The following is a 13,263-nucleotide window of genomic DNA, read 5'->3' as shown; positions in this document are numbered from 1 at the left end:
TAGGCAGACAGCACCGGCCCACCGCCGCCGCAAATCCGGCCATCCGCGCCCACCACGCCTGTGCGGCGCGGGCGGTTGCCCGCTCCGCCGGAGGCGTGCCCCCGTCGCTCAGACGCGGAACTCCGGGGGGAAGCCGGTCCAGCGCAGCTCCTCGGGCAGATGGCCCATGTCGTTGAAGAAGACGACGGAGGCGGGGCGGTCGGCCGCGTAACGGATCACCGTCAGCGCCGCGTTGGCGTGGTTGAGGCCCTGCCAGCGCCAGTCGGGGCCGTCGAGGGCGGCCCGGACGAGCCAGCCGATGAGGAAGTTGTGGGTGACGACGAGTTCGTGGCGCGGCTCGTCACCCTCGACGGGCCCCGCGAACCGCTCCAGCGCGGCGGGCGCCAGCCGGCGCCCCCGCTCGCGCATCCCGGCCGGGTACTGGGCCAGCCTCGCCAGCATCGAATCGGCCCACCGGGGCGGCAGCTCCTCCTTGCGGGGCATGTACGGGACGTAGTCCCCGGCGAGCTCCGAGGACTCCATGGGGACGCCGTCGAGCTCGCCGTGGATGAGGGCCGCGGTCTGTGCGGCCCGGGCGAGCGGACTGTGCAGCACCGCGGCGAGCGGGCTGTCCCTGAGCCGCCGGCCGAGCAGGACGGCCTGGCGCCGCCCGCTCTCCGTCAGGCCGCTCTCGTCGGGCAGGGCCTCGCCGTGGCGGGCGAGGTAGAGGTAGCGGTCAGCCGAAGCGGCCATGGGGGACGTCCTTCGTGCGGCAGGCAGTGATCCGGACAGCGATCGTCCGGATGCCGCAGGGGACGCCGTGGACCGGCCACGCGGTTCCCGTGGCGCGGTCCGTCTTCCTGTTGCCACCCGCCACCCCCGTGGGCGGGTGGCAACAGGGAGACGGACCGGCCCGCGCCGGCCCCGCCGGGCCATCCGTACCGCCGCCCGGCCGGCCGTAGACCGGTGGCACGTGCGCCCGGCCTCGGGCAATGGCCGATATTCGGCCAGGGGACCGTCCGTTCCTGGCCTTCACCGCCTGTGCCGTCCCAGACTGCTGCCGAGGCCGACCGCTGGTCTTGTAAGAAGGCGCACTGCCTTGCCGGATTCCGGTCGGCGGAACACGCGCATGGTGAGGAGAGGGTTGCAGGTGGAGGCCAAAGCATCCTTGATTACCGAAGACCGAGGGGAGAGTGTGGAACGAGCCGCGCCCGACTGGCTGCGGGGCCAGGTGGTCAAGTACCGGGGCCGGCGCACACCGGGAGGAATGCCCGCGCGGCTGACGCTGCCCGCCGCCACGGTGACGCTGATCGTCGGCTGGGGCGACCCGCTGCACCTGTTCGACGCCGCCGAGGGCGGTTCGGGCAACGCGTGGTACTCGCTGGTCGGAGGTCTGCGGACCTCACCCGTCTTCGGCGGCTACCAGGGCTCGGGACAGGCCGTCGAGGTGGACTTCACGCCGCTCGGCGCTTATATGTGCCTGGGCATATCCATGCACCAGCTGGCCAACGAGACCGTCCATCCCGATGAGCTGCTGGGCCGCAGATGGACGGAGCGGCTGACCGAACGGCTGGCCGCGGCCCCCGACTGGGAGGCGCGCTGGGCGCTCCTCGACGACGCCCTGGCGAGCCTGCTGGCCGACGGGCCCGAGCCGTCGCCGGTGGTCGCCGAGGCCTGGAGCAGGCTGAGCGCCCGCCACGGCGGGATGACGCTGGGTGAACTCGCCGGGGCCACCGGCCGCGGCGGGCGCCGGCTCCAGGTGCTCTTCCGGGAACAGATCGGCCTGCCGTTGCAGTCGGTCGCCCGGATCCTGCGGTTCCAGCGGGCGCTGACACTCCCGTACGGCTCACACGGGTCGCTCGCCGAACTCGCGGCGGCGTGCGGCTACTACGACCAGGCGCATCTGAACCGCGACTTCAAGGCGCTGGCGGGCCTGACGCCCGCGCAGCTGTGCGGACTCGCCAACCAGGCCCCGCTCGACGGCACGGCGGTCGTCGAAGGGAGCCGCACCAGCGTATTCAACCGCTGATCCTCCCGTCCTCGACGGCCGAGGGGCGCCGCCCGGCCGGGCGGCGCCCCTCACCTTCGCCCGTACCGCCTACGCCCGCCGCGAGAGGCGATGAGTTTCGGAGCCACGGGCGGTCCTACTCCCGAATGCCCGGCACCGACTTGTGAAGGCGGACGAACCGATGAGCGAGCTGCACGACATCCTCGGCAAGCACGTGGGCGACGGGCGCGCGCCCGGGGCCGTGGCCCTGGTGGCGCGGGGTGAGGAGGTGGAGGTGGCGGCCGTCGGGTTCACCGCCGCCCAGGGCGGCACCCCCATGGCCCGGGACTCGATCTTCCGTATCGCCTCACTGACCAAGCCGATCATGGCGGCCGGGGTGATGACGCTGGTCGACGAGGGCCGGATCGCGCTGGACTCGCCGGTGGCGCGGTGGCTGCCGGAGCTGGCGTCCCCGAGCGTGGTGCGCACGCCCGAGAGCCCCCTGGACGACCTTGTCCCGGCCGCCCGTCCCATCACGGTGGAGGACCTGCTCACCTTCCGCGCGGGCTACGGCTTCCCGGACGACTTCTCGCTCCCGGCGGTCGCCCCGCTCTTCACCGAGCTGCTGCAAGGACCCCCGCAGCCGCAGGAGGTGGCGGCCCCGGACGCGTGGATGGCGGCGCTCGGCCGCATCCCGCTGCTGCGCCAGCCGGGCGAGGCCTGGCTGTACAACGCGTGCTCGGACATCCAGGGCGTCCTGGCCGCCCGGGTCAGCGGGCTCCCGCTGTCCGACTTCCTGGCCGAGCGGATCTTCGAGCCCCTGGGCATGACCGACACCGGCTTCGCGGTCCCGCCCGCCGACCTGGGCCGCTTCACCGGCTACTACCGGGCCGGGAGCGCCGAGCGCGGCGGGCTGGAGCAGGTCGACGCCCAGGACGGCCAGTGGAGCGCCCCGCCCGTGTTCCCCTCCGGGGCGGGCGGCCTGGTCTCGACCGTCGACGACGTGTACGCCTTCGCCCGGATGCTGCTCGCCGCAGGGACGCTCGACGGCCGCCGCGTCCTGTCGCCCGCCGCCGTACGGCGGATGACCACCGATCACCTCACCCCGGTCCAGCGCGAGGGGAGCCGGCTGTTCCTGGTCGGCCAGGGCTGGGGCTACGGCGGCTCGGTCGACGTCGCACCGGACGAGCCGTGGAACGTGCCGGGCCGGTACGGCTGGGTCGGCGGCACCGGCACGGCTTCGCACATCGTCCCCTCCACCGGCACGGCCACGATCCTGCTCACCCAGCTGGAACTGGCCGGCCCCAGCCCGCTCCCCGACGCCATGAACGACTTCTGGCGGTACGCGGCGAACGGCTGACCCCCGTACCGGGCTTGTCGGCGGGCTTGTCCGGCGGGCACCAGGGCGCCGGGGCCGTTTCTGACGGGCCGGTCCCGCGCCGTACGCCCTGCGGTACGGTCGAAGCATGTCCAAGTCGGTGACGATCCGGGTCGACGACCATCTGCACGCGCTGCTGAAGGAGCGCGCGGCGGCGGAGGGGTCGACGGTGACCGCGCTCATCACGCGGGCGGCGTACGAAGCGGTGCGCGATCCACGGCTGGAGGGCGCGGCCGAGGTCTTCCGCTCCTTCATCGCCGAACAGGGCGACGCCTTCGACGCGGCCTTCCCCGACGACGCCCCCGGGCGGGGAGACACCTCGGGGCGGGCCGCCTGACGGTGGAGTTCCACATCGACATCCGCTGGCTGCTCGAACGCCAGACGGAAGTGCTGCCCAAACAGCCCACGGTCCACGACTTCTCCAGCCTGGTGGCCGCCGTCGGCCGCCACCGCGTCAACACCCCCCGGGTGGAGGCGACCGTCGACAACTCCTGGCGCGCCGGGGCCCTGATGCACGCGATCATCCGGCTGCGCCCGCTGCCCGCCCGCAACGCGCTCTTCGGCGCGGCGGTGGTCGTGGCGTACATGAACGCGGCGGGCGAAGGGCTGGACGCCCCCTACGGCGCCCTCATCGACCTCGCCCGCGACATGGACGCGGGCCACACCGACGCCTACGACGCGGCCGACCGGATACGGTCCTGGCGGATCTGACCGTCGCCCGTTTGGCCGGAATGGCACCGTTGCCCCTGGGGAGCGTGGTGCGCCAGCGTGTGGGGGCATGGATCGTGACACCGTCGGCCCGGCCGCGAGCTCCCTCTCCCGTCGTCAACTGCTCGCGGCGGCCGGTGCGGCCGGGGCCGTCACCGCCGTCGGGACGGTCCCCGCGGCGGCCCGTGGACGGCATGGGACCTCCTTGTCGTTCAGCGCGGCCACCAACGGTTCCGCGAGCCTGTCGCCCGCCGGGGACCGGCTGGTCGCCGAGGTCCAGAGCGTGCTGTGGTCGCTGCCCCGGCACGGCGGCGAGGCCGTGCCGCTCACCCCGGCCGGGCTCGAACCGGTGCGGCCCGTCCACTCGCCCGACGGCTCGCTCATCGCCTTCTGTGCCTATCAGGGTGGCGGTTACCACGTGTGGACCATGCGGCCGGACGGCTCGGACGTGCGCCGGCGCACCGACGGGCCGTGGGACGACCGGGGGCCGGCCTGGTCGCCCGACGGGACGCGTATCGCCTTCGCCTCCGAGCGCGCGGGCGACCCCGTGGCGGGCAGCGCCTACCGCGTCCATGTGCTGGACCTGCGCACCGGCCATCTCACCCGGCTGACCGGGCTCCCCGGCCAGGACGGTCCGCTCCAGGACGGCGCCTGGGAGGACTTCGACCCCACCTGGTCGCCGGACGGGACACGCGTCCTGTTCGTGCGCGCCAAGGTCGTCACCACCGCGCTGGGCCTCGGTGTGGAGGCGCGGACAATCGCCGCCGTCGCGGCGGAGGGGACCGGACCCGTCCGCACCGTCCACACGGAGACCGCGGCCGCGCAGGTCATGTGCCCCGCGCCGGCGCCCGACGGCCACCGGCTCGCGTATCTGCGCACCACGCCCGCGCCGAACGGCTCCTGCGTACTCGTCGTGGACGGCGAACCGGTGGCCGTCGCCGGGGACATCGCCCCGGTGCCGCCGCGCTGGACGGCGGCGGGGGAGCTCCTGCTGACCGTCGACGGGCACTTCACCCTCGTACGTCCGGAGCGGCCCGGTGAGGCGGAGGCGATCCCGTTCGAGGGCGTGCTGCCCGTGGAACGGCCGCGGTACCGGGTCAAGGAGTACGACCTCGGCGAGGGCCGGGTGCGCCCGGTGCGGGGCGTCCATCTGCCCGCGCTCTCGCCCGACGGGCGCCACATCGCCTTCGCCGCCCTCAACACGCTGTGGCTGGCGGACACGTCGGGGGGCCGGCCGCCCCGGCGGCTGCGCGCGTCGGCGCCGACGCGCTATCTGCTCGGCCCGGTCTGGACCCGGGACGCAGCGGCGCTGCTCTACACCGACGACCGCGACGGGCTGCTCGGCGTCTACCGCCGGGATCTGGCCACCGGCGAGGAGAGCGCGCTGGCGACGGGCGGCCGGGTGCACCCGGCGCTCTCGCCCGACGGCACACGGCTCGCCTGCTTCGACATGACCGGCCGTCTCCTCCTGCGCGACCTCGCCTCCGGCACCGAACGCGTCCTGGCCGCGCCCCTGGGCGGGGGTGGTCTGCCCGGTCGTCCCAGCTGGTCGCCCGACGGCCGCCATCTCGCGTTCTGCGACCGCAACCGCCTCAACGCGCGCTTCAGGGAGGGCTACAACCTCATCCGGGTCGTCGACACCGGGACCGGCACCGCCCGTCTGCACGCGGTGGCGCCGCACGTCTCGGTCTCCGACCGGTACGACTCGGGGCCCGTCTGGTCGCCGGACGGGCGCTGGATGGCGGTCATCGTCGAATCCGCCCTGTGTCTGCTGCCCGTCTCCCCCGACGGCACCCCGCAGGGTCCGCCGCGCACCCTCACCGACGAGCCCGCCGACCACCCCTCCTGGTCGGGGGACTCCAGGACGCTGCTGTACCTGTCCGGCTCGCGCCTGCGGCTCATCGGCGTCGGCGGCGGGCCCGCGCGCACCGTGCGGGTACCGCTGGAGGCGCGCCGGCCCGCGCCCGCCGACACCGTGGTGCACGCCGGGCGGCTGTGGGACGGCACCGGCGAGCGGGTCCGGGACGACGTCGACATCGTCGTACGGGACGGGCGCGTCGCCTCCGTCGAGCCGCACCGCGGCGGCCGGGGCGCGCTGCGCCGGATCGACGCTTCGCGGCGTACGGTCGTGCCCGGACTGTGGGACACCCACACGCACCCCTGGCAGAGCACCTACGGCGGCCGTCAGACGGTGGGCCAGCTCACCTACGGGATCACCACGGCCGTCTCCCTGGGCGGGTTCGCCCACGAGCAGGCCCGGATCCGGGAGGCGGTCGCCGCCGGGCAGCTCGCCGGGCCCCGGCTGCTGACCACGGGGGAGCTGCTCGACGGCTCCCGGGTGGCGTACAGCATGGGGCGCGCCCATCGCACCCGGGACGGGCTGCGGCGGTCGCTGGAGCGGGCCGCCGCGCTCGACTGGGACTTCGTCAAGACCTATGTCCGAGCGCCGGGTTGGGTGATGGAGGAGGCGGCACGGTTCGCCCACGAACGCCTCGGGGTGCGCGCCGGAAGTCATCTGCTCTCGCCCGGCGTCCAAGTGGGCCAGGACCTGACGACCCATCTCCAGGCGACCCAGCGCGCCGAGTCCGGGCACGCCACCACCGCGTCGGGACACGCCTACGAGGACGTGGTGGAGATCTACTCGGCGCGCGGGGTGAACTTCGCGCTCATCGCCACCCCGTTCACCTCGGCGCCCCTCATCGGGGCCGACCCCGGGCTCGCGGCGGATCCCCGGGTCACCGTCGTGATGCCGCCGTGGGACGCCGCGGCGGTGCGGCAGTCGGCGGCGGCGCCGCCGACCGGGGCCCAGCTCGCCACCCTGCGCACCGAGACGGACGTCTACCGCAGGGTGCTGGCGGCGGGCGGCCTGGTCGCGCTCGGCACGGACGCGCCGATCGTGCCCGTGGGCCTCTCGCTGCACCTGGGGCTGCGCGCGCTGCACCGCGGCGGGCTCTCCCCGGCGGCGGCCCTGCGCACCGCGACCGTGCTCCCGGCCCGGCTCTTCGGGGTCGAACGGCACCTCGGCACCGTGGAACAGGGGAAGATCGCCGATCTGACGGTGGTGGACGGCGATCCGTTCGAGGACTTCGACGCGATGGTGCGGACCGTCTCCGTGCTGCGGGGCGGAATGCCGTACGAGACCGAGGAGCTGGTGGCCGCCTTCGATCCGCCGGAGCGTCACATGGACGCCGACGCCGACGAGGCGTGGCTGTCGGTGGGGCGGCTGATGCGGCGCGGCGGATGCTGCGACATGGAGGCCGGACCGCTGCCGGGGTGAGCGCGTCCGGCGGTCAGCGGCTCGCGGCGACCGCCGCCACGACGGCGTGCGTCAGCCGCGTGACGTAGGCGTCGTCGGTGGGGCCGCCCGCCGCCAGCACGCGGAAGTACAGCGGCGCGCCGAACAGGTCGGTGGCCAGGGCCGTGTCGGTGCCGGGCGGCAGTTCGCCGCGGAGCGCCGCGCGGTCCAGGAGGGTGGCGACGGCCGCCCGGCGCGGCCCGAGGACGGCCAGGTGCAGCGCCTCGTGGAGCGAGGCGCTGCGGGCCGACTCGGCCAGCAGGTCGGGGATGATCCGGCCCACCAGCGGGTGCCGCAGCGCGCGCAGGGTCTCGCGGAGGAACCGCTCGACGTCGCCGTGGAGCGACCCCGAGTCGGTGGTCGTCGGGATGTGGGCGGCCGCCGCCTCCGAGACGAGTTCGACGACCATGGTCTCCTTCGACGGCCAGCGGCGGTAGAGCGCGGCCTTGCCGACACCCGCGCGGCGGGTCACGGCCTCCATGGACATCCGCGCGTACCCGGACTCCGCCAGCTCCTCGAACATCGCGCGGCGGATCGTCTCGGTCACGGACCCGCGCAGCACCCCCGCGCCCGCGGGCGGGCGGCGCCCGTCGTCGTCGCGGCGCCCGTCGTCGTCAGGGGTGGCGGCCATGATCGGAGACTAGCACGGAACGGAACGGTTGCGTTCCGTGAATGGCGGGTGTACGTTCGCGGCCTACGAGCCGGAACGGTTCCGTTCCGTCCGTACGGTCGGGAGGGCGCGGCCCTCCACCTCCACCAGCGGTCTTCGACCGGCCAGAGGGGCGGGGACATCCGATGCTGTCCGACATCGCCGTCGTCCAGGGGGCCCGCACCCCCGTGGGCCGCTTCAAAGGGGCGCTGCGGTCCGTCCCGGCGCACCGGCTCGGCGCCCTGGTCGTCCGGGAGGCGCTGCTGCGCGCGGACGTCGATCCGGACAGTGTCGACGAGGTCGTCCTCGGCTGCGTCGGGCAGGTGGGGCCGGACGCGTTCAACGCGCGGCGCGCGGCCCTGGCCGCCGGACTGCCGACAGGGGTCCGCGCGTACAACGTCAACCGGCTGTGCGGCTCGGGCCTCCAGGCCGTCTGGTCCGCGGCCCAGACGCTCGCGCTGGGCGAGGCTCAGGTGATGGTGGCCGGCGGCAACGAGTCGATGACCCGTCAGCCGCTGCTCGACTACGGCGACCGCGCCCCCGGCGAACTCCCCGGAGAGCCCCGGATCGACGGCACGTTCTCGCTGGTCACCGACCCGTTCTCCCAGGGCCCGATGGGGCTCACGGGGGAGGCGGTGGCCGCGCGGTTCGCCATCTCCCGGGCGCGGCAGGACCAGTGGGCCGCCCGCAGTCAGCGGCGGGCCGCCGAGGCGCTGGCCGAGGGCCGGTTCACCGCGCAGACCATTCCCGTACCCACCCCGGACGGCACCGTCGAACAGGACGAGCACCCGCGCCCCGGCACCACCGTGGAGCGCCTCGCCGGGCTCGACCCCGCGTTCACCCCGGGAGGCACGGTCACCGCCGGGAACTCGGCCGGGATCAACGACGGGGCCGCCGCCGTGGTGCTGACGCGCGGCGCGGAGCTGGGCGCGGGGGCCGTGCCCCTGTGCTGGCTGCGCGATGTGGTGGTCACCGCCCTGGAGCCGGAGATCATGGGCTTCGCGCCCGCCGGAGCCGTCAGGAAGCTGCTGCGGCGCGCCGGGCTCGACGCCGGGGACATCGCGGTGGTGGAGCTCAACGAGGCGTTCGCCGCCCAGGTCCTCGCCGTGGTCGACGACCTCGGGCTGGACCCGGAGCGGGTCAACCCCAACGGCGGGGCGATCGCGCTCGGTCATCCGGTCGGCGCGACCGGCGCGATCCTGCTCCTCAAGGCCGCGCACGAACTGCGCCGCACCGGCGGGCGGTTCGCCGTCGTCGCGCTCTGCGTCGGCGGCGGCCAGGGCATCGCCGCGCTAGTCGAGAACCCGGAGGCGTGACGATGGGCGAGTACGCCTGGTATCCCGGCCGGGAGCTGACCGAGCACAGCAACGTCGCCCGGTTCTGCCGGGCCCACGGCCTGGACGGCTACCGGGCGCTGCAGGCCCGCTCGGTCGCGGACCCGGAGTGGTACTGGACGGCCGCCGCCCGGGACATCGGCATCGTCTGGCACGAGGAACCGCTGCGCGCCCGCGACGGGCGCGGCGGGATCGCCGCCACCCGCTGGTTCCCCGGCGGGCGCACCAACCTCGTCGACTCCTGTCTGGAACGCCAGGTGCGGCGCGGGCGCCCGGACGCGGCCGCGCTGCGGTGGGAGCGTGAGGACGGCACGCGCGGCCGCCTCGGCTACCGCGAGGCGGCGCGGCTCAGCGCCCGGGTCGCGACGGGACTCCGCGGCCTGGGAGTGGGGGAGGGGGACCGGGTGGCGGGATATCTGCCGCCCGGCCCCGAGGCCTTCCTGCTGCTCTTCGCCTGCGCCCGGATCGGCGCGGTCCTCGTCCCCATGTTCTCCGGCTTCGGCACCGACGCCCTGGCGGTGCGCCTCGCCGACGCCGGGGCCCGGGTGCTGGTCACGGCCGGGGCCACCACCCGGCGCGGGAAACGGTACGAGATGCTGCCGGTCGCCCGCGCCGCGGCGGAGAAGGTCCCGGACGTGGCCCACCTGGTGGTCGTCGCCGACGAGCCGCCCGGCACCGCGCCGCCGCCCGCCGCGGCCACCACCACCTGGCGGGCGCTGACGGAGGCCGAGCCCGCCGAGACCGTCCCGCTGGCGGCCGGGGCGCCCTTCCTCCTGCTGTACACCTCCGGCACCACCGGACGCCCCAAGGGCGCCGTCCACACCCACGGCGGGTTCCCCGCGCAGGTCGGCTCCGAGGTCCGCTACAACCTCGATGTGCGCCCCGACGACGTCGCGTTCTGGGTCACCGACCCGGGGTGGGTCATGTTCGCGCTGGTCGTGATCGGCTGCACCCTCGCGGGCGCCTGCGTCCTCGCGTACGAGGGTGCCGTCGACCACCCCGGCCCGGAGCGCCTTCAGCGCCTCCTGGAGGAGCACCGGGTCAGCGTCTTCGGCAGCTCGCCCAGCCTCGCGCGCGCCCTGATGGCCACCGGCGCCCCGGGACCCGCCGCGCCACGGCTGCGCATCCTCGGCTCCACCGGCGAGCCCTGGACCGAGGACGCCTGGCGCTGGTACTTCGAAGAGGTCGGCGGCGGCCGCTGCCCCGTGATCAACATCAGCGGCGGTACGGAGGTGGGCGGCTCGCTCCTGGCGTCCGCGCCCACCGTCCCGCAGACACCGTGCGGCTTCACCGGGCCGTGTCTCGGCATCGACGCGGCCATCGAGGACGCGGACGGCGCCGAAGTGGGCGAGGGCGAGCCGGGCGAGCTGGTGGTGCGCCAGTCCTGGCCGGGCATGACCCGGGGGCTGTGGCGCGCGCCCGAGCGTTTCGCCCGCACCTACTTCGGCCGCAGACCCGGCCGCTGGTCCCACGGCGACCTGGTGTCCCGCTCCGCCGGGGAGTGGTTCGTGCACGGCCGCCTCGACGACGTGATGAAGGTGGCCGGTAAACGGCTCGGCCCCCACGAGGTCGAGGAGGCCGTGCTGAAGGACCCCGCCGTGGCCGAGGCGGCGGCGGTCGGGGTGCCGCACCCGGTGAAGGGCGAGGCGCTCTGGTGCTTCGTGGTGCCCGCGTACGGAACGCTGTCGGCGCCCGAGACCGAGCGGATCCGGGGGCGCGTGGCGGAGGCGCTCGGACCCGCCTTCCGGCCGAGCAGGGTGGTCGCCCTGCCCGAACTGCCGCGCACCCGCACCGGCAAGGTCATGCGCCGCCTCATCCGCGACTGCGCCACCCGGGACGCGCCCGGCGACCTGTCCACCCTCGCCAACCCGCACAGCCTCCAGGCGCTGCGCGCCGCCCTCCACGAGGCGGCCGACGGCTGAGGAGACACCGGACCGGCCGCCGCGCCTCGACGGCGGCCACGGCCAAGGGAGTTCCATGCCGACGATCGACATTCTCCTGCCCGGCTTCGCCATCGACACCGACCAGGGCTACCCCGCCTTCTGCGGGGTCTTTCTCGTCCGGGGCGCCGACGCCACCGGCCGCCCCCGCACCGTCCTGGTCGACGCGGCCCATGTCGGGCGGCGCCCCCATCTGTGGGCGGCGCTCGCCGCCCACGGCCTGACGGCACGGGACATCGACACCGTGGTGCTCACCCACGCCCACTGGGACCACGTACAGAACATCGACCTGTTCCCCCGCGCCGAACTCCTCCTCCACGGCGACGAACGCCGCTACGCCCACGCGCCGCACGCCAACGACTGGGCGACCCCCGCCTGGACCGGGCTGCTCCTGGAACAACTGCCCGTCCGCGAGGTGGCGGACGGCGAGGAGATCATGCCCGGCGTCAGCGTCATCGCCCTGCCCGGCCACTCGCCCGGCAGCATCGGAGTCCTGGTCGACACCGACGCCGGGGTGGCCGCGATCACCGGCGACGCCCTGCACTTCGCGTACGTGGCCACCACCGGCCGCAACCCGCTGGTCTTCTGGGACGCCGACCTCGCGGCCCGCAGCATCGACCGGGTGATCCGGGAGGCCGATGTCATCTACCCGGGCCACGACCGCCCCTTCCGTCTCACCGCGGACGGCGCCGTCGACTACCAGGAGCCGTTCGCGCTCACCCTCACCGGGCTGCGCCCCGACACCCAGGGGCTCGCGTTCGCCGACGGCACCTCGCGCCCCCTGTGGGTCATGCCCGGCGTGGCCGAGCAGCGCGCCCTGTACGAGAAGAACGCCGAGGAGGCACGGCGGCGCATGGCGGGAGTGCCGCGCGTGGTGGGGCCTCGGTGAGACGGCCTGCCCGACGGCGGCCTGTCGGACCGGGGCCCGTCGGACCGGGCCCCGTCAGACCGGGGCCTGTCGGACCGGGGCCCGCCGGGCTTCGGCGAGCAGCCCGGTCAGGGAGCGGTTGAGCTCCTCGAAGAACGGCTCGGGGGCCTCGCGGGGGAAGAAGTGCCCGCCCGGCACCGTCGTGAGCCGGAACTCGCGCGCGTACCGCTCCCAGGCGTACACCGCACCGGCGTCCACGAGCGCGTCGTCCGCGCCCGCGAAGGCCCGGATGTCGAGCGGCAGCCGCTGCCCCGCCTCGTCCGGGTCCGGCAGCCCCGCCTCCCGGTGGCTGGCGCAGATCCGCAGGTCGTCGCGGACCACGGGCAGCAGCGCGCGCAGCCAGTCGGGCCGGCCGAGGAACTGCGGGTGCAGCCCGCCGACGTCCACCAGCAGACGGGCGAGGTCCGCGTCCCCGTACAGATCGGCCGGAGGCAGCGGCGGGGTGAGGTGTGGCGCCCCGTACGCGCCGACGAACACGGCGAGCGGTGCCCGGCCGCCCGCCCGCATCCGGGCGGCCACCACCGCGAAGGCGAGCAGCGCCCCCATGCTGTGCCCGTACACCGCGTACGGCCGGTCCAGCCACGGGGCGAGTTCGCCGGCGAGGGCCCCGGCCGCGGTCCCCGCGTCCTGGAACCGCGGTTCGCGCAACCGGGACTCGCGGCCGGGCAACTGCACCGGCAGGACGTCGACGCCCGCCGCCACCCGGTCCCGCCAGGGGCCGAAGAACGAGGCGCCGCCGCCCGCGTGGTGGAAGCAGAACAACCGCAGCGGCGCGTCCTCGCGCGGCGCCCGGACGAGGCACCGCGGGGCCGTGGCGGGCGGGTTCACGCGCGCACCACCTCGTACATCTGCCGGAAGGTCGCGGCCTCCAGGAGACCGGCCACCGGGATGCGGCGGCCGGTGACGCTCTCCACCACGGTGACCAAACGCAGCAGATGGACCGAGTCCCACTCGGCCACTTCGTCCAGTGGCCGGTCCAGGTCCTCGGGGGTGAGGCGGATGCCGAGTTCGTCCTCCAGGAGCGCGCGGAACCCGGTGGTGTCGGCGATGGCGGTGGCGGTCATG

Annotated in this window: 12 protein-coding genes; 8 read left to right on the top strand and 4 right to left on the bottom strand. The window is 75.2% G+C overall.

Annotation, left to right across the window (positions count from 1 at the left end; genetic code table 11):
• Nucleotides 1-108 precede the first annotated feature (108 nt).
• On the bottom strand, nucleotides 109-732 hold the full coding sequence (locus ACZ4MU_RS29135; RefSeq protein WP_467882197.1) for a histidine phosphatase family protein: 624 nt from the start codon (nucleotides 730-732) through the stop codon (nucleotides 109-111).
• Nucleotides 733-1,174: 442 nt separating this feature from the next.
• On the opposite strand from ACZ4MU_RS29135, the gene ACZ4MU_RS29130 reads away from it, so the two are divergent.
• The 5 genes from ACZ4MU_RS29130 to ACZ4MU_RS29110 all read left to right on the top strand — a co-directional run bounded on the left by ACZ4MU_RS29130 (nucleotide 1,175) and on the right by ACZ4MU_RS29110 (nucleotide 7,329).
• Nucleotides 1,175-2,008, top strand: coding sequence for a helix-turn-helix domain-containing protein (locus tag ACZ4MU_RS29130; protein WP_467882195.1), 834 nt, complete (start codon nucleotides 1,175-1,177; stop codon nucleotides 2,006-2,008).
• A 160-nt stretch (nucleotides 2,009-2,168) separates the two neighbouring features.
• Complete coding sequence (locus tag ACZ4MU_RS29125; RefSeq protein WP_467882193.1) at nucleotides 2,169-3,326, top strand: serine hydrolase domain-containing protein; 1,158 nt, start codon at nucleotides 2,169-2,171, stop codon at nucleotides 3,324-3,326.
• Between the two features lie 106 nt (nucleotides 3,327-3,432).
• Nucleotides 3,433-3,681, top strand: coding sequence for a hypothetical protein (locus tag ACZ4MU_RS29120; protein WP_467882192.1), 249 nt, complete (start codon nucleotides 3,433-3,435; stop codon nucleotides 3,679-3,681).
• Nucleotides 3,682-3,683: 2 nt separating this feature from the next.
• Nucleotides 3,684-4,055 (top strand): toxin Doc, encoded by a 372-nt coding sequence (locus tag ACZ4MU_RS29115; RefSeq protein WP_406552481.1) that lies wholly within the window; start codon nucleotides 3,684-3,686, stop codon nucleotides 4,053-4,055.
• A 67-nt stretch (nucleotides 4,056-4,122) separates the two neighbouring features.
• Nucleotides 4,123-7,329: an amidohydrolase family protein gene (locus ACZ4MU_RS29110; RefSeq protein WP_467882191.1), complete on the top strand. Its 3,207-nt coding sequence runs from the start codon at nucleotides 4,123-4,125 to the stop codon at nucleotides 7,327-7,329.
• A 13-nt stretch (nucleotides 7,330-7,342) separates the two neighbouring features.
• On the opposite strand, the gene ACZ4MU_RS29105 is transcribed toward ACZ4MU_RS29110, so the two are convergent.
• Nucleotides 7,343-7,978: a TetR/AcrR family transcriptional regulator gene (locus tag ACZ4MU_RS29105; RefSeq protein WP_467882190.1), complete on the bottom strand. Its 636-nt coding sequence runs from the start codon at nucleotides 7,976-7,978 to the stop codon at nucleotides 7,343-7,345.
• Between the two features lie 164 nt (nucleotides 7,979-8,142).
• Between ACZ4MU_RS29105 and ACZ4MU_RS29100 the strand changes: the two genes are divergently transcribed.
• The 3 genes from ACZ4MU_RS29100 to ACZ4MU_RS29090 are packed head-to-tail and all read left to right on the top strand — an operon-like array spanning nucleotide 8,143 to nucleotide 12,159.
• A complete protein-coding gene (locus tag ACZ4MU_RS29100; protein WP_467882188.1) occupies nucleotides 8,143-9,312 on the top strand; it encodes a thiolase family protein in 1,170 nt (389 codons plus the stop codon).
• A 2-nt stretch (nucleotides 9,313-9,314) separates the two neighbouring features.
• Nucleotides 9,315-11,252: an AMP-binding protein gene (locus ACZ4MU_RS29095; protein WP_467882347.1), complete on the top strand. Its 1,938-nt coding sequence runs from the start codon at nucleotides 9,315-9,317 to the stop codon at nucleotides 11,250-11,252.
• A gap of 55 nt (nucleotides 11,253-11,307) precedes the next feature.
• The gene (locus ACZ4MU_RS29090) at nucleotides 11,308-12,159 is read left to right on the top strand and encodes an MBL fold metallo-hydrolase (protein WP_467882186.1); all 852 of its coding nucleotides are present in this window, start codon (nucleotides 11,308-11,310) and stop codon (nucleotides 12,157-12,159) included.
• A 54-nt stretch (nucleotides 12,160-12,213) separates the two neighbouring features.
• Here the strand turns inward: ACZ4MU_RS29090 and ACZ4MU_RS29085 are convergent, their stop codons facing one another.
• Both ACZ4MU_RS29085 and ACZ4MU_RS29080 read right to left on the bottom strand, forming a co-directional pair.
• A complete protein-coding gene (locus tag ACZ4MU_RS29085) occupies nucleotides 12,214-13,026 on the bottom strand; it encodes a thioesterase II family protein (RefSeq protein ID WP_467882184.1) in 813 nt (270 codons plus the stop codon).
• On the bottom strand, nucleotides 13,023-13,262 hold the full coding sequence (locus tag ACZ4MU_RS29080) for an acyl carrier protein (protein ID WP_467882182.1): 240 nt from the start codon (nucleotides 13,260-13,262) through the stop codon (nucleotides 13,023-13,025). Before ACZ4MU_RS29080 ends, ACZ4MU_RS29085 begins: the two co-directional genes overlap by 4 nt.
• Between the last annotated feature and the right edge of the window lies 1 nt (nucleotide 13,263).

Source organism: Streptomyces sp. NPDC026377, assembly GCF_055567715.1.
Note: the sequence above shows the minus strand (reverse complement) of the source record. Positions and strands in the feature narration are given on the sequence as shown.

Bases quoted from the DNA above. Each gene is read 5' to 3' on its own strand.
- ACZ4MU_RS29135 (WP_467882197.1), bottom strand. From the start codon at position 732: ATGGCCGCTTCGGCTGACCGCTACCTCTACCTCGCCCGCCACGGCGAG.
- ACZ4MU_RS29105 (WP_467882190.1), bottom strand. From the start codon at position 7,978: ATGGCCGCCACCCCTGACGACGACGGGCGCCGCGACGACGACGGGCGC.
- ACZ4MU_RS29100 (WP_467882188.1), top strand. From the start codon at position 8,143: ATGCTGTCCGACATCGCCGTCGTCCAGGGGGCCCGCACCCCCGTGGGC.
- ACZ4MU_RS29125 (WP_467882193.1), top strand. From the start codon at position 2,169: ATGAGCGAGCTGCACGACATCCTCGGCAAGCACGTGGGCGACGGGCGC.
- ACZ4MU_RS29110 (WP_467882191.1), top strand. From the start codon at position 4,123: ATGGATCGTGACACCGTCGGCCCGGCCGCGAGCTCCCTCTCCCGTCGT.
- ACZ4MU_RS29080 (WP_467882182.1), bottom strand. From the start codon at position 13,262: ATGACCGCCACCGCCATCGCCGACACCACCGGGTTCCGCGCGCTCCTG.
- ACZ4MU_RS29090 (WP_467882186.1), top strand. From the start codon at position 11,308: ATGCCGACGATCGACATTCTCCTGCCCGGCTTCGCCATCGACACCGAC.
- ACZ4MU_RS29120 (WP_467882192.1), top strand. From the start codon at position 3,433: ATGTCCAAGTCGGTGACGATCCGGGTCGACGACCATCTGCACGCGCTG.
- ACZ4MU_RS29095 (WP_467882347.1), top strand. From the start codon at position 9,315: ATGGGCGAGTACGCCTGGTATCCCGGCCGGGAGCTGACCGAGCACAGC.